We start from the raw sequence: 15,658 nt of genomic DNA on the forward strand, positions 1-15,658 counted from the left end.
GGCGAACTCGCGGTGACACCCGAGGTCGCGGGGGGGTTCGTCCGACGCCGATGGCTGTTGATGGGGCTGCTCGCGGTGTGGGGGCCCGGGCTCGTCGTGATGTTGGCCGACACCGACGTCGGCAGTCTCGTGACCGCAGCGCAGTCGGGTGCGCAGTTCGGCTACCGCATGGTGCTCCCGCAGGTGGTGCTGATCCCCATCCTCTACATGGTGCAAGAGATCACGGTTCGCCTCGGGATCGTGACGGGCAAGGGCCACGGCGCGCTCATTCGCGAGCGCTTCGGCCCGTGGTGGGCCGGCGTCTCGGCACTCACCTTGTTCGCCACGGCGGTCGGGGCGTTGCTGACCGAGTTCGCCGGCGTGGCAGGAGTCGGTGAGCTCTTCGGCGTCTCGCCGGACGTCACGGTGCCGCTCGCAACCGGGTTCCTCGTCGCCGTCGCCCTCACGGGCAGCTACCGGCGAGCCGAGCGCGTCGGCATCCTGCTCGGTCTCGTCGAGCTCGCGTTCGTGCCGGCGATGATCCTTGCGCACCCCGATGTCGGTGCGCTCGCGCGCGGCGCTCTCAGCCTGCCACTCGCCGACCATGGCTTCGTGATCCTGCTCGCTGCGAACGTGGGGGCCGTGATCATGCCGTGGATGATCTTCTACCAGCAGGGCGCGGTCATCGACAAAGGCCTTGGCGGCGCCAACTTGCGTGCGGAGCGGCGTGACACCGTGGTGGGAGCCGTGCTGACGCAGGCGATCATGCTCGTGGTCGTGATCGCGTTCGCGGCAACGATCGGCACCCATCATCCTGGGGTCGCGCTCAACACGGTGGGCCAGTTGAGCCGAGCCTTGGCTCCGTTCCTCGGTCCGGTGGCGGCCAAGGTCCTCCTCGGGCTCACCATGCTCGGCGCGGGTCTGGTCGCCGCGCTCGTTGCGTCCCTCGCCGGGGCGTGGGGCGTCTCCGAGGTCTTCGGTTGGCGCCACAGTCTCAACGATCGACCGTCTCGGGCGTCGGCGCGCTTCTACGTGACCTACACCTTGGCCCACGTGCTGGGTGCGGCCATCGTGCTCCTCAGCTTCGATCTCGTCTCGCTGGTGATCGACGTCGAGGTCATGAACGCGCTGCTGCTGCCCATCGTCCTCGGTTTCCTCCTCGCGCTGGAGGCCAAGGCGCTCCCGGAGGCCTACCGCATGCGCGGGGCGTATCGAGCGGTCGTGACGGCGACCTCACTGCTCGTGATCGGTTTCGGCTTGCTCATGGTGCCGACGACCCTGGGGTGGTGGTAACCGGCGTCGGCTGCGCTACGACGCGGCCCAGTGGTCGGGCCAGCCATCTGGCTGAGGAATGATCGCGCCTTTGCGACGAAGCTCGGCTCGGAAGATCTCTCGCAGCACGGAGAGTGCGTCGAGGATCTCCGGGTAGCGCAACCGGTACCACACGTTCGACCCCTCGCGCTGGGCCTCGATGATGCCACGGTCACGAAGGACGGCAAGGTGCTGGGACACGTTGGCTTGGGGCGCGCCGATCAGACTCACGAGCTCGCTCACCGTATGCGGAGCCTCGCCCAAGATCAACAAGATCAGGATGCGCTTGGGGTCGTTGAGCGCCTTGCACATCATCGGGACGAACTCCTCGAGTTCGGTGATGCTCACCCCGGTCGTGGCAGCCTCGGTCTCCCCCATGGCCCCGAGCCTAGCTGTCGGTTCGGCGAGCGGTGTGTGCAGCTCCGAGTCGGTTGGTCAGGAACTCGTCGAGGAGCACGGTGCCGAGCTCTCCGTCGCCGGGGTAGTAGGCCTTGCCGTGGTTGATGGCGACCACCTGCTCGACGAAGCGTCGTAGCCCGCGATCGCGAGCGAGGACGAAGACGCTGATCTCGATGCGCTCGCGGGTGGCACGGACTACCTCGGCGAGGGTGCGACGGAGGGTCTCTGGGGTCGGGGGATAGGCAAAGTGCACCGAGCCCTCGTCGTCGGCGTGGGCGGTGGGTTCGCCGTCGGTGACGAGGAGAACTTGGCGGCGTCCGCGAACTCGGCGCAGGCGCTGGCGGGCCAGGGCCAGGGCGTGCTGAATGTTGGTCCCGTAGACGTAGTCCCACTGCGCCTCAGGCAGCGCGGTGATCGGGACCTCTCGCGCGGTCTCCGAGAAGACCACCACCGAGAAGTCGTCGGCAGGGAACCGTGCCCGCACCAGGGAGGCGAGCGCGAGGGCGACGCGCTTGGCCGGCAAGAAGGTGTCGTTGAGCGGCATCGAGAGCGACAGGTCCAGCGCAAGGACGGTGCCTTGGCGCGCCTGGTCGTCGACCTGTTCGATCATGAAGTCGTCGGGATCGAGCCGGAGCGGTATCCCCGGCCCGTTCCGAGCGAGCGAACCTCGAAGGGTGTCAGCGAGGGCGAGGCGGAACGGATCGCCAAAGCGCCACTCGCGCACTTCGCCGTTGGGCTCGGTGCCGACCCCAGTGCGTCGCACGGCGTGCTGCCCGAGGGGCCCGAGCACGCCTTGACGCGCGAGGTCACGAAGGAGCAGGTCACCGAGGCGCCACACGGCGCGCGGTGAGAGCTCGACGCGACCCCCGGTGCGATTCATGAGGCCGGCTGCCTCGAGCGCTTCGGTCGTGCGCGAGAGGCGCTCCAGCGCTGCCTGGGCGTCCGCGCCGAGGAGGTCGCGCACCTCGTCGAGCTCGATCGCACCGAGGCGATCGGGGGTCGTGGCTTGACGGAGTGCGGCTTCGAGCGTGTCGAGGCGCCCGAGTTCGCGCATCACCGGGCCGAGCTCGCCGAGACCGAGCGGTTCGGAGCCCCTGAACCCCATCGCGTCGGCGTCGAACCCCGCGATGGTGCCGAGTGCCTCCCCGAGGCGCCGCATGGCTTCGGCGATCGCGGGGGATCCAGCGAGTGCGTCCTGGAGGCGCTCGAGGGCACGTCGCGTGTCGTCGTCCACGGATGCCAGGAGGCGTTCGAGGTCCATGCGACTCGCCGCGAGGCGGGCGAGGAAGTCTTCGAACGATTCCCCCGGGGCGATGATCCCTGGGTAGCGTTCCTGGAACGCCTCAAGGTCGTCGCTGATGTCCTCGCCACGCGCAAAGCGCTCGATCAGCGACGCGAGGTCGCTGAGCATCGCCGCGTACGCATCGGCGTCGCCCGCCTCGATCGCCGACGCCAGCTGCTCGAACGACTGCGCCAGCAGCGAGGAGCGAAGGCTCGCGAGCAGGTCGTCGAAGCGCTCGTGGGCTGCCTCGTCGAAGAAGTCGTAGTGCTCGAGCGCCGTGAGGCGTTCGGCGATGTCGTAGGGGAGCGCATCGAGCTCCATCTGTGCGAGGAGGTGCTCGGGCGCTTGGGTGCGCTCGTGTGCAGCTTCGCGGCTGGCTCGCTCCTTCGACACGATGGCGTCGAGTTCCTCGCGCACGCGACTGAGCGTCGCGTTGGGGTCGTAGCGCGCGAGCAGCTGGTCGCGACGTTCGCGTAGCCGTGTGAGGAGCTCGGCAAGCCCAGGCATGTCGTCCAAGCCTCGCTGCAGCAGGTCGGCGAGTGCGCTCGCAAGGTTGCCGTGGTAGGCCAGGTCGTCGCTGAGGGCGGCGAGGACGTCGTCGGCCTCCGGGCCGAGGGGCTCGGGATCGACGCCTCCATAGCGCACGGTCGACATGGCTCAGCTCCCGTAGCTCACTCGGTTGCCAAGGACGCGCTTGCCGAGTCTGCGTGTCGCCACGAGTCCCTCGAGACACAGTTCGGCGAGTACCAGGCGCTCCGACGGCGGGGCGTGGTCGCCCATGGCAGCCAGCGCCGGTCGATCGGCGAGGATCTGCTCCCATGTGGCCGTGGGGCCATCGAGATCGACGGCGAGCGGGCGATCGTTGGTCTCGGCGATGACGTCCGACGGGTCGAGATGGCCGAGCCGCTCGGTGAAGACTCGAGCGGTCGCTTGAGCGAGCAAGGTGGCCACGATCTCGCGCTCCGAGGTGTCGTGGGCATCGACCTCGATCTTGCCCGCGAAGGCCGCGATGGTCGCCTCGGTATCGCCAAGGCGTGCGCGAGGCGGGTGCTCGCCGAGGCGAACGGCCCGAACGAGTGCCGCGGCAGCGATCGCCTCTCGGGCTGCGATCGACCCTCGAACGGAGACGCCTGAGTAGCGAGAGACCGCAGGGTGCCGCCGTGCGAGGTGGGCCGTGTGGGCGACGAGTTCGTCGAGGACCTCCGGTATCTCGACGGTTGGGTCGCACAGCTGAGCCTCTTGTCGCATGATGGCGACTTCTTCTGCGATCGTCGACGGGTAGTGCGTTCGTAGCTGCGTGCCGAAGCGGTCCTTCAGCGGTGTGATGAGGCGCCCACGCGCGGTGTAGTCCTCCGGGTTGGCCGACGCGAGGAACACGATGTCCAAGGGGAGCCGAATGGTGAAGCCGCGGACCTGGACGTCACGCTCCTCAAGCGCGTTCAGCAGACCGACCTGGATTCGTTCGGGCAGGTCGGGGAGTTCGTTGATGGCGAAGAGGCCGCGGTTCGCCCGTGGAACGAGGCCGAACGTGAGTGCTTCGGGGTCCTCGAGCGTGCGACCCGCCGCAACCTTGATCGGGTCGACCTCTCCGATCAGATCAGCGATGGTCGTGTCGGGAGTCGCGAGTTTCTCGCTGTAGCGCTCGTCGCGGGCGATCCAGCGGATGGGCGTCGCATCGCCTTGGGCGGCGAGTCGGGCCTTGGTCGAGGCGAGGACGGGCGCGAGCGGGTCCTCGTTGAGCGCCGAGCCCTCGACGGCGGGGACGAAGGGGTCCAGCAGCGCGACGAGGGAACGCAGGATCCGCGTCTTGCCCTGGCCGCGCTCGCCAAGGAGAATCACGTCATGCCCGCTCACCAAGGCGCGCGTCAGTTCTGGGAGCACGGTGTCGTCGTAGCCGACCATGCCCTCGACGACGGGGCGGCCTGCGCGGATGCGCTCGAGGACGTTGGCGCGAATCTCTTCGCGAACCGGGCGCGGGTGCCAACCGATGCGCGCGAGGTCGCCGAGCGTGGTTGGGTGGTCGCCTGAAGCCTGGGTCACATCGTCGAGCCTAGGTCGAATGTCCGTCGTCGATTCGTGACGACGCCGGCGAGCGAGTAAGACTATGGGGGTGAACGTTCACCATCACAGCTACGACGTCGTCATCGTGGGCGCAGGCGGAGCCGGCCTGCGCGCGGCGATCGAGACGGCCGGGACCGTGCGCACCGCGGTGATCACGAAGCTCTATCCGACCAGGTCGCACACCGGGGCGGCCCAAGGTGGCATGTGCGCGGCGCTTGCCAACGTCGAGGAGGACTCGTGGGAGTGGCACGCCTTCGACACGGTGAAGGGGTCTGACTACCTCGGTGACCAAGATGCCATCGAGATCATGTGCCGAGAGGCGATCGACGCGGTCATCGATCTCGAGCACTTCGGGCTGCCGTTCTCGCGCACCCCGGACGGCAAGATCGACCAGCGCCGCTTTGGTGGCCATACGCGCAACCATGGCGAGGCTCCGGTACGTCGCGCGTGCTACGCGGCCGATCGCACCGGTCACATGATCTTGCAGACGCTGTTCCAACAGTGCGTCGCTCGTGGTGTCCAATTCTTCAACGAGTTCCAGGTGTTCGACGTCCTCTTCGAAGGCGAAGGGAACGATCGGCGTGCTGCGGGCGTCGTGGCCTACGAGCTCGCGACGGGAGATCTCCACGTCTTCGCCGCGAAGGCGGTGATGTTCGCGACCGGGGGATTCGGCCGTGTCTTTCAGATCTCCTCGAACGCACACACGCTCACTGGAGATGGTCCCGCAGTGCTCCTGCGGCGCGGGGTGCCGCTCGAGGACATGGAGTTCTACCAGTTCCACCCAACCGGCATCTACGGGATCGGCATCTTGCTCACCGAGGGTGCCCGTGGCGAGGGTGGCATCTTGCGCAACGGACTCGGCGAGCGCTTCATGGAGCGCGTCGCGCCGACGGTGAAGGACCTCGCCCCGCGCGACATGGTCGCGCGAGCGATTCACGCCGAGATCCGTGAGGGTCGCGGGGCCGGGCCTGACAAGGACTATGTCTATCTCGACCTCACGCATCTACCGCCGGAGCAGATCGACGCGAAGCTCCCCGACATCTCGGGGTTCGTGCGGACCTATCTCGGCCTCGAGCCCAAGCGGGATCCGATCCCCATTCAGCCGACGGCACACTACGCCATGGGCGGTATCCCGACCAACGTGCATGCCGAGGTCGTCGTCGACCCGGCGGGGACGGTGCTGCCAGGGCTCTACGCGGCCGGGGAGTGTGCCTGCGTGTCCGTCCACGGGGCCAACCGGTTGGGGACCAATTCCCTGCTCGACATCAACGTCTTCGGGCGTCGCGGTGGGCGAGCGATGGTCGAGTACGTCGCTGGCGTCGATCACCCCGACATCGCCCGAGGCGCCGAGGAGCCCGTTCGTGAGCACATTGAGCATCTTCGGAGCCACAAGGGGTCCGAGCGTGTCGGCGCGTTGCGGACGACGCTGCAGGCTGCCATGATGCGCGATGCGTCGGTCGTGCGCACTGGGGAGTCGCTCGCCGAGGCCCATCGTGTGATCCGCGAGCTGAAGGAGCGCTACCACGACGTCGCCATCGACGACAAGGGATCGGTCTTCAACTTCGATCTCACGGAGGCGCTCGAACTCGGGAACCTGCTCGACCTCGCCGAGGTGCTCGTGATCGGTGCGGAGGCTCGCACCGAGAGCCGTGGCGCCCACTGGCGTGACGACTACCCCACTCGTGACGACGTGAACTGGATGAAGCACACGCTTGCCTACCGCGAGCCGGACGGATCGATCCGGCTCGACTACAAGCCAGTGGTGTTGGGCAAGTACGAACCTATGGAGCGCAAGTACTGATGACGACGACTCAGTCACCGGCGTCGACCGACGCCACCATGCAGGAGGTGGACGTTCACCTCGTGATCCGTCGCTTCGATCCGGAGGCCGACTCGCGCCCGCGGTGGGAGAGCTACACGGTGCGACAGAAGCCGACGGACACCGTTCTCGCGGCGCTCCACACCGTGAAGTGGACGCTCGACGGATCATTGAGCTTTCGTCGCTCGTGTGCGCACGGGGTCTGCGGGTCGGACGCCATGCTGATCAACGGCGAGAACCGCTTGAGCTGTGTCACCCTCATCAAGGATGTCGGGACCGAGCTGCGCATCGAGCCGGTGCGGGGTCTGCCCGTCGTCAAGGATCTCGTCGTCGACATGGAGCCGTTCTTCGCCCAGTATCGCCAGGTCATGCCGTGGCTCGTCAACGACGACGACCCTGGCTTTCGAGAGCGTCGACAATCGCCCGAGGAGCGTGCACGTTTCGACGACACCACGAAGTGCATCTTGTGCGGTGCCTGCTCGACGAGTTGCCCGGTGTACTGGGCTGGGGGCGATTACCTGGGGCCTGCCGCGATCGTTGCCGCGCACCGCTTCATCTTCGACTCCCGCGACCGTGCGGCCGCCGAGCGGCTGGACATCTTGAACCAGCGAGGCGGCGTTTGGCGCTGCCGAACCTCGTTCAACTGTACGCAGGCCTGTCCGCGAGGCATCGCCGTCACGGAGGCCATCGAAGAGGTGAAGCGTGCCATCGTCTCCGACCGGGCGTGACGTTCTGACGCTCGTCGTTCGCGAGCGTGACGGGGTGCGACGCCAGGGCCTTCGCCTCGTCGACGGGGTGCTCGAGCCTGCTGCGATCACCGAGGAGGATGCCCAGGTCGTCGTCGAGGTCGACGACTGGGGTGCTGAGCTCGGAGCGGCCCTGCGTGCGGGTGGTGTGCGCATCGTGCGAGGTGCGACCGACCTCGCCCGGAACGCTAAGGTGCTGAGGGGCGCGACGGGGGTCCGCTCGAGGGGGTGAGCCGTGCTTCGCAGTCGTCGCCCGACTCGTCCGCCACAGCGACCGGGCTGGTATCCAGACGGCTCGGGATGGTTGCGCTACTTCGACGGCCACGGATGGACCGAGCTCGTTCGTGAGCGGCTCGTCCTCGCTGAGTTCCGACCGCAGCCGCCGGTCGCGGAGCGCCCGCCGCATCCCGCGTCGACGAGCCGCCCCAGGCAGGGCGTGCGCATCGCCAGCATCGTCCTCGCGTGCGTGCTGCTCGGAGGTGTTGTGCTTCAGCTCGTGGCGTTGACGCTGTCGCCGCGGTCGCAGGGCTCATCCGTTATCTCCGACCGCGAAGTGCTGGTGCTCGCGAGACATGCATGTGAAGACAGTCCCGTCGGCCAGGCTGCGATCGTGGCGAGCTCCAAGGCGGCTCGATCGGCGGCGGCGTCGCGCGCGGCCCGCTTGACGCAGCTTGCTTCCGAGGCACACCTCGAAGCCCTCGACGACCTCGCGGCCGCGTGGTCGAACGTCGCGGTCGCGTTGGTGCAGGCGGCCCCGCGATCGGCCTCGCTGCGTGCGGCCATCGACGCGGTGAACACCGCGGCGAGCGGTGCGCACGTGGCGTCCTGTCGAGCGTGAGCGTGCGCCGGTTTACTCGCCCTGGCGAGCGCCGTGTGCTATCCTCCAGGCATCCTGCCCAAGGAGGAGTCATGAGCGAACCGTTCATCGACGATCATCTGTTGGTGCGCTATCGCGAGCTGCTCGATGCCGAGGATCAGGCGTTCTCGGAGATGGAGCACGACTTCGAGGAGGGCGATGCGCAACGCTTCGCACTCGACCGCGAGGCCTGGCTTGCGGCGATCCGCCACCGCGTGAGTTTTCTCGACGCGTGTGGGTTGGTACGCCTCGATGTCGTCGTGAGCTAGGTCGCCCCCGGCGCCGACCCTTGACGCTGGTGATCGTTCAGGTCGCGGCGCTACACTAAGCCCAGCACTGCCGGGGGAGTAGTGCTCGGCGCACACGGGGGGAACGATGGGCGCGAGTCACACAGCTGTCGGGGCGTCGGACCAGTCGTCGGCAGGCGACGCTCGGCGTGGTCCGCTGCGAGCGTGGGACGGTCAAGGAACGGCGCCATGTCTCAGAACGCTCCGCTTCGACGCGGACGATGCTGGACTGAGGAGCCGGGCGCTGTCGGGCGAATGGCAGCGTGAAGCGAGATGTCGAGGCGTCGATCCACGGACGTTCTTCCCCGAGCGTGGCGGATCGGCGACGTCGGCCCGGCGCATCTGCGCTGGATGCGGCGTGCGCCTCGAGTGCTTGGAGTTCGCACTCGTGACCGACGAGCGCTTTGGCATCTGGGGTGGCCTGAGCGAACTTGAACGACGGAGTCTGCGCGCCCGGCGCTTCGTCGTGTGAGCGAGACGCTGTGTGAGCGAGACGCTGTGTGAGCCGAAGCATCGGCGAGCGTGGCTCAGGCCACGGGACGGCTCGACTGGAGCGCGAAGGACGCCCTTGCTAGGCTTGCCCGCGTGCTTCGTCCCTACAGAGTGGTTGTCGCCAAGCCCGGACTCGACGGCCACGACCGTGGAGCGAAGGTCGTCGCTCGAGCGCTGCGCGACGCTGGCTTCGAGGTCATCTACACCGGTCTGCACCAAACGGTCGAGCAGATCGTCGAGACCGTGCTCCAAGAGGATGCGGACGCGCTCGGCGTGTCGCTGCTGTCCGGCGCGCACCTGACCCTCGTCCCACGGCTCGTCGACGCGCTCGCTGCGCAGGGCCTTGGACACGTGCTGATCGTCGTCGGCGGCATCATTCCCGAGCACGATATCGATGCCCTGCTCGGGCTCGGCGTGGGCCGTGTGTTCACGCCAGGGTCGTCGCTGACCGAGATCACGTCGTGGCTCGAGGCGCAACTCGATGAGCGGGAGCGCACTGGAGCCGGGCAGGGAGGATAGGCGTGGATCTGAAGGAGTACCAAGGCAAGGACCTGTTCCGCCGTTTCGGGGTGCCGACCTCGGAGGGACGGGTCTGCGTCACGGTCGAGGAGGCGGTTGCCGCGGCCGAGACGCTGGGGTATCCGGTCGTCGTGAAGGCCCAGGTGTTGGTCGGCGGGCGCGGCAAGGCTGGTGGCGTCCGTGTGGCCGCCACCGAGGAGGCGCTCCGCGAGGCAGCGGGTGCCATCTTGGGCATGGACCTGAAGGGCCATCGGGTGAAGGAGGTCTGGATCGAGCCGGCTTCCGACATTCGCCGCGAGTACTACGCCAGCTTCACGCTCGATCGGACGGCGCGTCAGTACCTGCTCATGCTCTCGGCGATGGGTGGCGTGGACATCGAGGAGGTGGCTCGGACGCACCCTGAGGCGATTGCGCGGGTGCACATCGATCCCATCGACGGTCTGACCCCGGCCCTCGCCGAACAGGCCGTTGCGACCGCAGGGATCGACGAGGGTCGCGAGGAGCTGCCGGCGATGTTGGGTGCGCTCTATCGCGCCTTCGTCGAAGGCGATGCCGACCTCGTCGAGGTGAACCCGTTGATCGTCCGATCCGACGGCAAGCTCTGGGCGCTCGATGCCAAGGTGACGCTCGACGACAGTGCCGCGTTCCGCCATCCCGAGTGGGAGGCGTATCGGGCCGACGAGGAGCTCGACTCGCGCGAGGCGATCGCTCGTGCTCGGGGCTTGAACTACATCGGTCTCGAGGGATCCGTCGGCATCATCGCCAATGGCGCCGGACTCGCCATGTCCACCTTGGACGTGGTCCAGCAGGTCGGTGGGCGAGCGGCGAACTTCCTCGATCTGGGAGGAGGCGCCGGCGCCGACACGATGACGGCGGCGCTCGAGGTGATCGCGACGGATCCGCAGGTCCGGGCGCTCCTCGTGAACATCTTCGGCGGCATCACCCGCTGCGACGAGGTTGCTCGAGGCATCGTCGCCGCGCTCGAGCGCGTGCGCCTTCCGTTCCCCATGGTCGTCCGGCTCGACGGCACGAACGCCGCCGAGGGCAGGGCCATTCTCTCGTCGGTTGTGTCGGACAGCATCATCGTCGAGCCGACGATGATCAAGGCGGCCGAGCGCGCCGTCGCGGAAGCTTCGAAGGCGGTCGCATGAGCATCTTTGTCGACGAGCACACGCGGGTCATCGTCCAGGGCCTGACCGGCCGCCAGGGCATGTTCCACGGACTGCGCAACCGGGCCTACGGCACGCAGGTCGTCGCTGGGGTGACGCCCGGCAAGGGAGGCACGGACGTCGAAGGGATCCCTGTCTTCGATACGGTGAAGGAGGCGGCAGCCGCGACCAACGCGAACGCGTCGTTCATCGTCGTGCCGCCGCGCTTCGCTCCCGAGGCCATCCTCGAGGCAGCTGCGGCCGGGATCCCGCTCATCGTGTGCATCACGGAGTTCATCCCCGCCAAGGATGAGGCCATGGTGGCTGCGGTGTTGCGACGTGACTACCCCGGCACGCGTCTGATCGGACCGAACTGCCCGGGCATCATCTCGCCGGGGCGCTGCAACATCGGGATCACCGCGGGGGAGATTGCGCGTCCGGGTGGACCGGTCGGCATCGTCTCACGCTCGGGGACGCTCACCTACCAGGCGCTCTATGAGCTCAGTCAGCAAGGTGTCGGCCAGACGACCTGCGTCGGGATCGGAGGCGATCCGGTTCCCGGCACGACCTTCATCGACTGTCTGGCGGCCTTCGAGGCAGATCCCGAGACACGGGCGGTGCTCATGATCGGCGAGATCGGTGGACAGGACGAGGAACTCGCCGCAGCGTTCATCGCAGAGCACATGACCAAGCCGGTCGTTGCCTATATCGCGGGCGTTACGGCGCCGCCGGGGCGGCGCATGGGTCATGCCGGCGCGATCGTGTCTGGCTCGTCGGGAACCGCACAGGCCAAGATCGAGGCCCTCCGAGCGGCGGGTGCCATCGTGGCGCAGAATCCCACCGAGGCTGGCGAGCGAATGGTGGAGGTCGTCTCGCGTCTCGCCTAGCCCTGCGGCCCTAGGCTTGGCGGGCGTGCGTGTCGCGGTGCTGGCATCTGGCGTAGGGACGATCCTCGAGTCGCTCGTCGATCACGGGGTCGTGCCGGCGCTGGTGGTCGCGGATCGGCCGGCGTTGGCCCTCGAGCGAGCACGTGACGCCGGCCTGGTCTCGACGCTGGTGGATCGTCGTTCGTATGGATGGCGAGACTCGTTCGACCGCGAGGCGTTCTCCGACGCCGTCGCCGACGTGCTCGAGGCGGCCAAGGTCGAGCTCGTGGTGCTGGCTGGATTCATGACCATCCTCGCCGGTTCCATGCTCGCGCGCTTTCCGGCTCGCGTCGTCAATACGCATCCGTCGCTGCTCCCGAGCTTTCCTGGTCACGACGCCGTGGCCCAAGCGCTGTCGGCGGGGGTGCGCGTCAGCGGCACCACGGTGCACGTGGTCGTGGAGCAGGTCGACGCCGGCCCGATCCTCGAGCAAGAGCCGGTTCGGGTTCGGCGGGGCGACTCGATCGAGACCTTGCACGAGCGCATCAAGCACGCGGAGCGTGAGCTCTATCCGAGGGTCGTGCGAGCGATCGTTCGGGCGGGGGTCGGCGGCGATCGGTGGTGGGAGGATGCTCGTGTGCAACGAGCGATCGACGAGGAGGTTCGTCCGTGGCGCGAGCGCTGATCTCGCTGTATGACAAGGCCGGTCTCGAGCGGGTCGCGCGACCGCTGCACGCCGCCGGCTGGCGGATCGTGGCTTCGGGTGGCACCGGTGAGGCCCTCCGCGGCCTCGGTGTCCCCTTCGAGCCCGTAGAGGAACTGACGGGCTTTGCGTCCATGCTCGACGGGCGTGTGAAGACGCTCCATCCTGCGGTGTTCGGCCCGATCCTCGCCGACCTCGAGCGTCCTCACCATGCGACGACGCTCGAAGAGGCCGGCTGGGAGCCGATCGACCTCGTCGTCGTCGGGCTCTACCCGTTCGCGTCGGATCCGTCGGTCGATCTCATCGACATCGGTGGTCCCTCGTTGGTGCGCGCTGCAGCCAAGAGCGCCGACCGCGTGACCGTGCTCGTCGACCCTGCCGACTTCGGGCTCGTCGACGAGGTCATCGCTGGCAACGTCGACCGGCCGTTGCGCCGGCGACTGGCGGCCAAGGCCTTTGCGACCACGAGCGCCTACGACGCTGCGGTCGCGACCTGGCTGGGCGGTGGAGAGGGCTCGTTGCCCGATCCGCTGGTCCTCCCTCTCGAGCGCGTCGCCGTGACCCGCTACGGCGAGAACCCCCACCAGCGTGGCGCCCTCTATGCACCGATCGGCACCCGCCGTGGCTTCGCCGAGGCCCGTTGGCACGGCGGCCTCGAGCCCAGCTGGCTCAACATCGCTGATGCCGACGCCGCGGCGCGTCTCGTCGCTCGGCTGGGACCGGAGCCTGCTGCGGTCGTGGTCAAGCACGCCGGACCGTGTGGTGCGGCCGTCGCACCGACGCTTGCCGAGGCCTACGAGCTCGCCTTCGCTGGGGACCCCGTCTCGGCGTTCGGGGGCGTCGTCGCGCTCGGGGGGGTGCTCGATGTGGCAGTCGCCGAGGCGCTCCTCGCACACCCCAAGGCAGACGTGATCGTCGCCACGGCGATCGACGACGATGCTGCCCAGGCGCTGCTCGCCCGCCGTCCGAAGACGCGACTCGTCGAGCTCGCGATCGATCGCGACGAGCCGTGGTGGGTGCGCAGCGTCGCGGGCGGGGTCCTCGTGCAAGAGCCCGATCAGCTCGAGGAGCCGACGGATCTCGAACTCGTCACGAGTCGCGTTCCCACCGACGAGGAGCGCCGTGACGCCTGGATCGCGCACGTCGTGTGCGCGTCGACCCAGTCGAACGCCGTGGTGATCGCGAGGCAGGGGGCTGTGGTCGGTGTCGGCCAGGGCCAGCCGTCGCGGGTCGATGCGGCCCGGCTCGCTGTCGGGCGAGCCGGTGCGCGCGCCCAGGGTGGTGCCGCCGCGTCCGATGCGTTCTTCCCGTTCCCGGACGGGCTCGAGACCCTCATCGACGCGGGCGTGACGTGCGTCGTTGCGCCGGCGGGATCCGTGCGTGACGACGAGATTCGTGCAGTGGCCGAGGGTCGTGGCGTGAGCCTGCTCGTCGCTCCGAGACGCCACTTTCGTCACTAGGAGGTCTGGTGGGAGCCAAGCTGCTCGATGGGGAGCGCGTCGCCGCCGAGGTGCGCGCCGAGGTGCGCGATCGGGTCGAGCGCCTGCGTGCGGCGGGCGTGCGCGTGGGGCTCGGGGCGATCCTCGTCGGGGACGATCCGGCGAGTGCGCGGTACGTCGAGATGAAGGCGCGCGACTGCGCGAGCGTGGAGATCGCGTCTCGCGTGGTGCGCCTCGGCCCGGATGCCTCACAGGCGGACGTCCTCGCGGCGGTCGAGTCGTTGAACGCGGACCCGGAGGTGAGCGCGTTCATCGTCCAACTCCCGCTCCCTCGGCACCTCGACCCAGATGCCGTGCTCTGGGCGATCGACCCGGCCAAGGACGCCGACGGATTGCATCCGGTGAACCTGGGCGAGCTCGCGCTCGGACGCCCGCGCGTCGTGGCGTGCACCCCGGCGGGCATCGTGGAGCTGCTCCACCGTCACGGGATCGTCCTCGACGGTGCGCATCTCGTCGTGGTGGGCCGGGGCCTGACGATCGGGCGTCCGCTCTCGATCCTCGCGTCGCTGCCCCGAGCGGGTCTCAACGCAGCCGTCACCGTCGTTCACTCGCGGGTGCGCGACCTCGCCAGCATCGTTCGCAGTGCCGACATCGTCGTGGCAGCCGCTGGCAGCCCCGGCCTCGTGACCGGCGCCATGGTGCGCCCTGGCGCCGTGGTGGTCGGTGCCGGCACCAGCTTCGAAGGACGGCGCCTGCTCTCGGACCTCGCCGACGACGTTGCGGACGTCGCTGCGTGGGTGACGCCACGCATCGGTGGGGTCGGACCGATGACGAGGGCCATGCTCCTCGTCAACACCGTCGAGGCGGCCGAGCGGCGAGCCGGTCGGAGCGAGCCGTGAGCGACGTGCTCGATCGCTACGGCGAGCGAGTCTGTTCGGTCGAGCTGTGGCCAGCGCGCACGAGCGATCAGGAGCACCGTCTCACGGCCACGTTGGACGTGCTTCGTTCCCTGCCGCCAGCATTCGTGTCGGTGACCTACGGCGCTTTCGGCTCGAGCCGCCACGAGAGCCTCGCGCTCATCGAACGGGTGCTCGCCGATGGCCATCGGGTGCTGGCGCACCTCGCGGTGGCCGGTCACAGCCCAGAACAACTCGTCGCGCTCCTCACGCACGTCGAGCGTCTCGGCGCTGACGGCGTGCTCGCCCTGCGGGGCGACCCGCCGCTCGACGACCCCGACGATCGTGCGCGCTTCGTCGGTCGTCACGCACTCGAGCTGGTCGAACTCGCTCGGCAGCACACCCAGCTCAGCGTCGGCGTCGCGCTGCACCCCTCGGGCCACCCCGAGGCGCGCTCCCTCGAGGACGACCTCGATCACCAGGCTGCCAAGCTCGCGCGTGCCGACTTCGGCATCACGCAGTTCTACTTCGAGGCCGCCGCGCTCACCCGACTGCGAGGCGCGCTTCGCGGTCGGGGGGTGACCCGACCGGTGATCCCCGGGCTCCTCGTGCCACGCTCGCCCCGCCAGCTCCTGCGCATGGGGGAGATGGCCGCGGTTCGCGTCCCGCGGGAGTTGGTCGAGGCACTCGAGGGTCCCGACGGGCCGGCTCGAGCGAGGACGGTCGTCGGCGAGCTCGCCAGCGCCGCCCTCGAGGAGGGGAGTCCCGGGGTGCACCTGTTCTCGATGAACCAACCCGAGACGACGGCGTGGCTGCTGGAGCGCCTTGATCGGCGCCATCGTCGCGTCAGTTGAG

Annotated in this window: 17 protein-coding genes; 14 read left to right on the forward strand and 3 right to left on the reverse strand. The window is 68.7% G+C overall.

The window, feature by feature from the left end; all coding sequences use genetic code 11:
- Nucleotides 1-12 precede the first annotated feature (12 nt).
- Nucleotides 13-1,272 carry an NRAMP family divalent metal transporter gene (locus AFER_RS01590; protein ID WP_425358539.1) on the forward strand — a complete coding sequence of 420 codons (1,260 nt, stop codon included), beginning with the start codon at nucleotides 13-15 and terminating at the stop codon, nucleotides 1,270-1,272.
- Nucleotides 1,273-1,287: 15 nt separating this feature from the next.
- Here the strand turns inward: AFER_RS01590 and AFER_RS01595 are convergent, their stop codons facing one another.
- The 3 genes from AFER_RS01595 to AFER_RS01605 are packed head-to-tail and all read right to left on the reverse strand — an operon-like array spanning nucleotide 1,288 to nucleotide 5,011.
- Nucleotides 1,288-1,668 carry an ArsR/SmtB family transcription factor gene (locus tag AFER_RS01595; protein ID WP_015797778.1) on the reverse strand — a complete coding sequence of 127 codons (381 nt, stop codon included), beginning with the start codon at nucleotides 1,666-1,668 and terminating at the stop codon, nucleotides 1,288-1,290.
- A 10-nt stretch (nucleotides 1,669-1,678) separates the two neighbouring features.
- The gene (locus AFER_RS01600; protein ID WP_015797779.1) at nucleotides 1,679-3,625 is read right to left on the reverse strand and encodes a vWA domain-containing protein; all 1,947 of its coding nucleotides are present in this window, start codon (nucleotides 3,623-3,625) and stop codon (nucleotides 1,679-1,681) included.
- A 3-nt stretch (nucleotides 3,626-3,628) separates the two neighbouring features.
- Nucleotides 3,629-5,011: a magnesium chelatase ATPase subunit I gene (locus AFER_RS01605; RefSeq protein WP_015797780.1), complete on the reverse strand. Its 1,383-nt coding sequence runs from the start codon at nucleotides 5,009-5,011 to the stop codon at nucleotides 3,629-3,631.
- 64 nt (nucleotides 5,012-5,075) lie between these two features.
- Between AFER_RS01605 and sdhA the strand changes: the two genes are divergently transcribed.
- From sdhA to AFER_RS01670, 13 genes are all read left to right on the forward strand, one after another.
- Entirely contained in the window at nucleotides 5,076-6,833 is a 1,758-nt protein-coding gene (gene sdhA, locus AFER_RS01610; protein ID WP_015797781.1) for a succinate dehydrogenase flavoprotein subunit, read from the forward strand.
- Between the two features lie 47 nt (nucleotides 6,834-6,880).
- Complete coding sequence (locus tag AFER_RS01615; protein ID WP_041662031.1) at nucleotides 6,881-7,579, forward strand: succinate dehydrogenase iron-sulfur subunit; 699 nt, start codon at nucleotides 6,881-6,883, stop codon at nucleotides 7,577-7,579.
- The gene (locus AFER_RS01620) at nucleotides 7,554-7,829 is read left to right on the forward strand and encodes a hypothetical protein (protein ID WP_015797783.1); all 276 of its coding nucleotides are present in this window, start codon (nucleotides 7,554-7,556) and stop codon (nucleotides 7,827-7,829) included. The genes AFER_RS01615 and AFER_RS01620 overlap by 26 nt, the downstream gene beginning before the upstream one ends.
- A gap of 3 nt (nucleotides 7,830-7,832) precedes the next feature.
- Nucleotides 7,833-8,435 (forward strand): DUF2510 domain-containing protein, encoded by a 603-nt coding sequence (locus tag AFER_RS12555; RefSeq protein WP_015797784.1) that lies wholly within the window; start codon nucleotides 7,833-7,835, stop codon nucleotides 8,433-8,435.
- A gap of 71 nt (nucleotides 8,436-8,506) precedes the next feature.
- A complete protein-coding gene (locus AFER_RS01630; protein ID WP_015797785.1) occupies nucleotides 8,507-8,722 on the forward strand; it encodes a hypothetical protein in 216 nt (71 codons plus the stop codon).
- A gap of 106 nt (nucleotides 8,723-8,828) precedes the next feature.
- Nucleotides 8,829-9,212 (forward strand): WhiB family transcriptional regulator, encoded by a 384-nt coding sequence (locus tag AFER_RS12750; RefSeq protein WP_015797786.1) that lies wholly within the window; start codon nucleotides 8,829-8,831, stop codon nucleotides 9,210-9,212.
- A gap of 50 nt (nucleotides 9,213-9,262) precedes the next feature.
- On the forward strand, nucleotides 9,263-9,751 hold the full coding sequence (locus tag AFER_RS01640; RefSeq protein WP_015797787.1) for a cobalamin B12-binding domain-containing protein: 489 nt from the start codon (nucleotides 9,263-9,265) through the stop codon (nucleotides 9,749-9,751).
- Between the two features lie 2 nt (nucleotides 9,752-9,753).
- On the forward strand, nucleotides 9,754-10,902 hold the full coding sequence (sucC, locus tag AFER_RS01645; protein WP_015797788.1) for an ADP-forming succinate--CoA ligase subunit beta: 1,149 nt from the start codon (nucleotides 9,754-9,756) through the stop codon (nucleotides 10,900-10,902).
- Nucleotides 10,899-11,786 carry a succinate--CoA ligase subunit alpha gene (sucD, locus tag AFER_RS01650; protein WP_015797789.1) on the forward strand — a complete coding sequence of 296 codons (888 nt, stop codon included), beginning with the start codon at nucleotides 10,899-10,901 and terminating at the stop codon, nucleotides 11,784-11,786. Before sucC ends, sucD begins: the two co-directional genes overlap by 4 nt.
- A 25-nt stretch (nucleotides 11,787-11,811) precedes the next feature.
- Nucleotides 11,812-12,450, forward strand: a complete 639-nt coding sequence (purN, locus tag AFER_RS01655) for a phosphoribosylglycinamide formyltransferase (protein ID WP_015797790.1) — start codon at nucleotides 11,812-11,814, stop codon at nucleotides 12,448-12,450.
- Nucleotides 12,435-13,928 (forward strand): bifunctional phosphoribosylaminoimidazolecarboxamide formyltransferase/IMP cyclohydrolase, encoded by a 1,494-nt coding sequence (gene purH, locus AFER_RS01660; protein ID WP_015797791.1) that lies wholly within the window; start codon nucleotides 12,435-12,437, stop codon nucleotides 13,926-13,928. The genes purN and purH overlap by 16 nt, the downstream gene beginning before the upstream one ends.
- Before the next feature lie 8 nt (nucleotides 13,929-13,936).
- A complete protein-coding gene (locus AFER_RS01665; RefSeq protein ID WP_015797792.1) occupies nucleotides 13,937-14,806 on the forward strand; it encodes a bifunctional 5,10-methylenetetrahydrofolate dehydrogenase/5,10-methenyltetrahydrofolate cyclohydrolase in 870 nt (289 codons plus the stop codon).
- Nucleotides 14,803-15,657 (forward strand): methylenetetrahydrofolate reductase, encoded by an 855-nt coding sequence (locus AFER_RS01670; RefSeq protein WP_015797793.1) that lies wholly within the window; start codon nucleotides 14,803-14,805, stop codon nucleotides 15,655-15,657. Before AFER_RS01665 ends, AFER_RS01670 begins: the two co-directional genes overlap by 4 nt.
- Nucleotide 15,658: the final 1 nt, after the last annotated feature.

This window comes from Acidimicrobium ferrooxidans DSM 10331, from assembly GCF_000023265.1.
In the GTDB taxonomy this organism is placed as follows: domain Bacteria; phylum Actinomycetota; class Acidimicrobiia; order Acidimicrobiales; family Acidimicrobiaceae; genus Acidimicrobium; species Acidimicrobium ferrooxidans.

What these genes read in the sequence shown, in the direction of transcription:
- AFER_RS01595 (WP_015797778.1), bottom strand. Translation starts at nt 1,668, where the DNA reads ATGGGGGAGACCGAGGCTGCCACGACCGGGGTGAGCATCACCGAACTC.
- AFER_RS01600 (WP_015797779.1), bottom strand. Translation starts at nt 3,625, where the DNA reads ATGTCGACCGTGCGCTATGGAGGCGTCGATCCCGAGCCCCTCGGCCCG.
- sdhA (WP_015797781.1), top strand. Translation starts at nt 5,076, where the DNA reads ATGGGGGTGAACGTTCACCATCACAGCTACGACGTCGTCATCGTGGGC.
- AFER_RS01630 (WP_015797785.1), top strand. Translation starts at nt 8,507, where the DNA reads ATGAGCGAACCGTTCATCGACGATCATCTGTTGGTGCGCTATCGCGAG.
- AFER_RS12750 (WP_015797786.1), top strand. Translation starts at nt 8,829, where the DNA reads ATGGGCGCGAGTCACACAGCTGTCGGGGCGTCGGACCAGTCGTCGGCA.
- sucD (WP_015797789.1), top strand. Translation starts at nt 10,899, where the DNA reads ATGAGCATCTTTGTCGACGAGCACACGCGGGTCATCGTCCAGGGCCTG.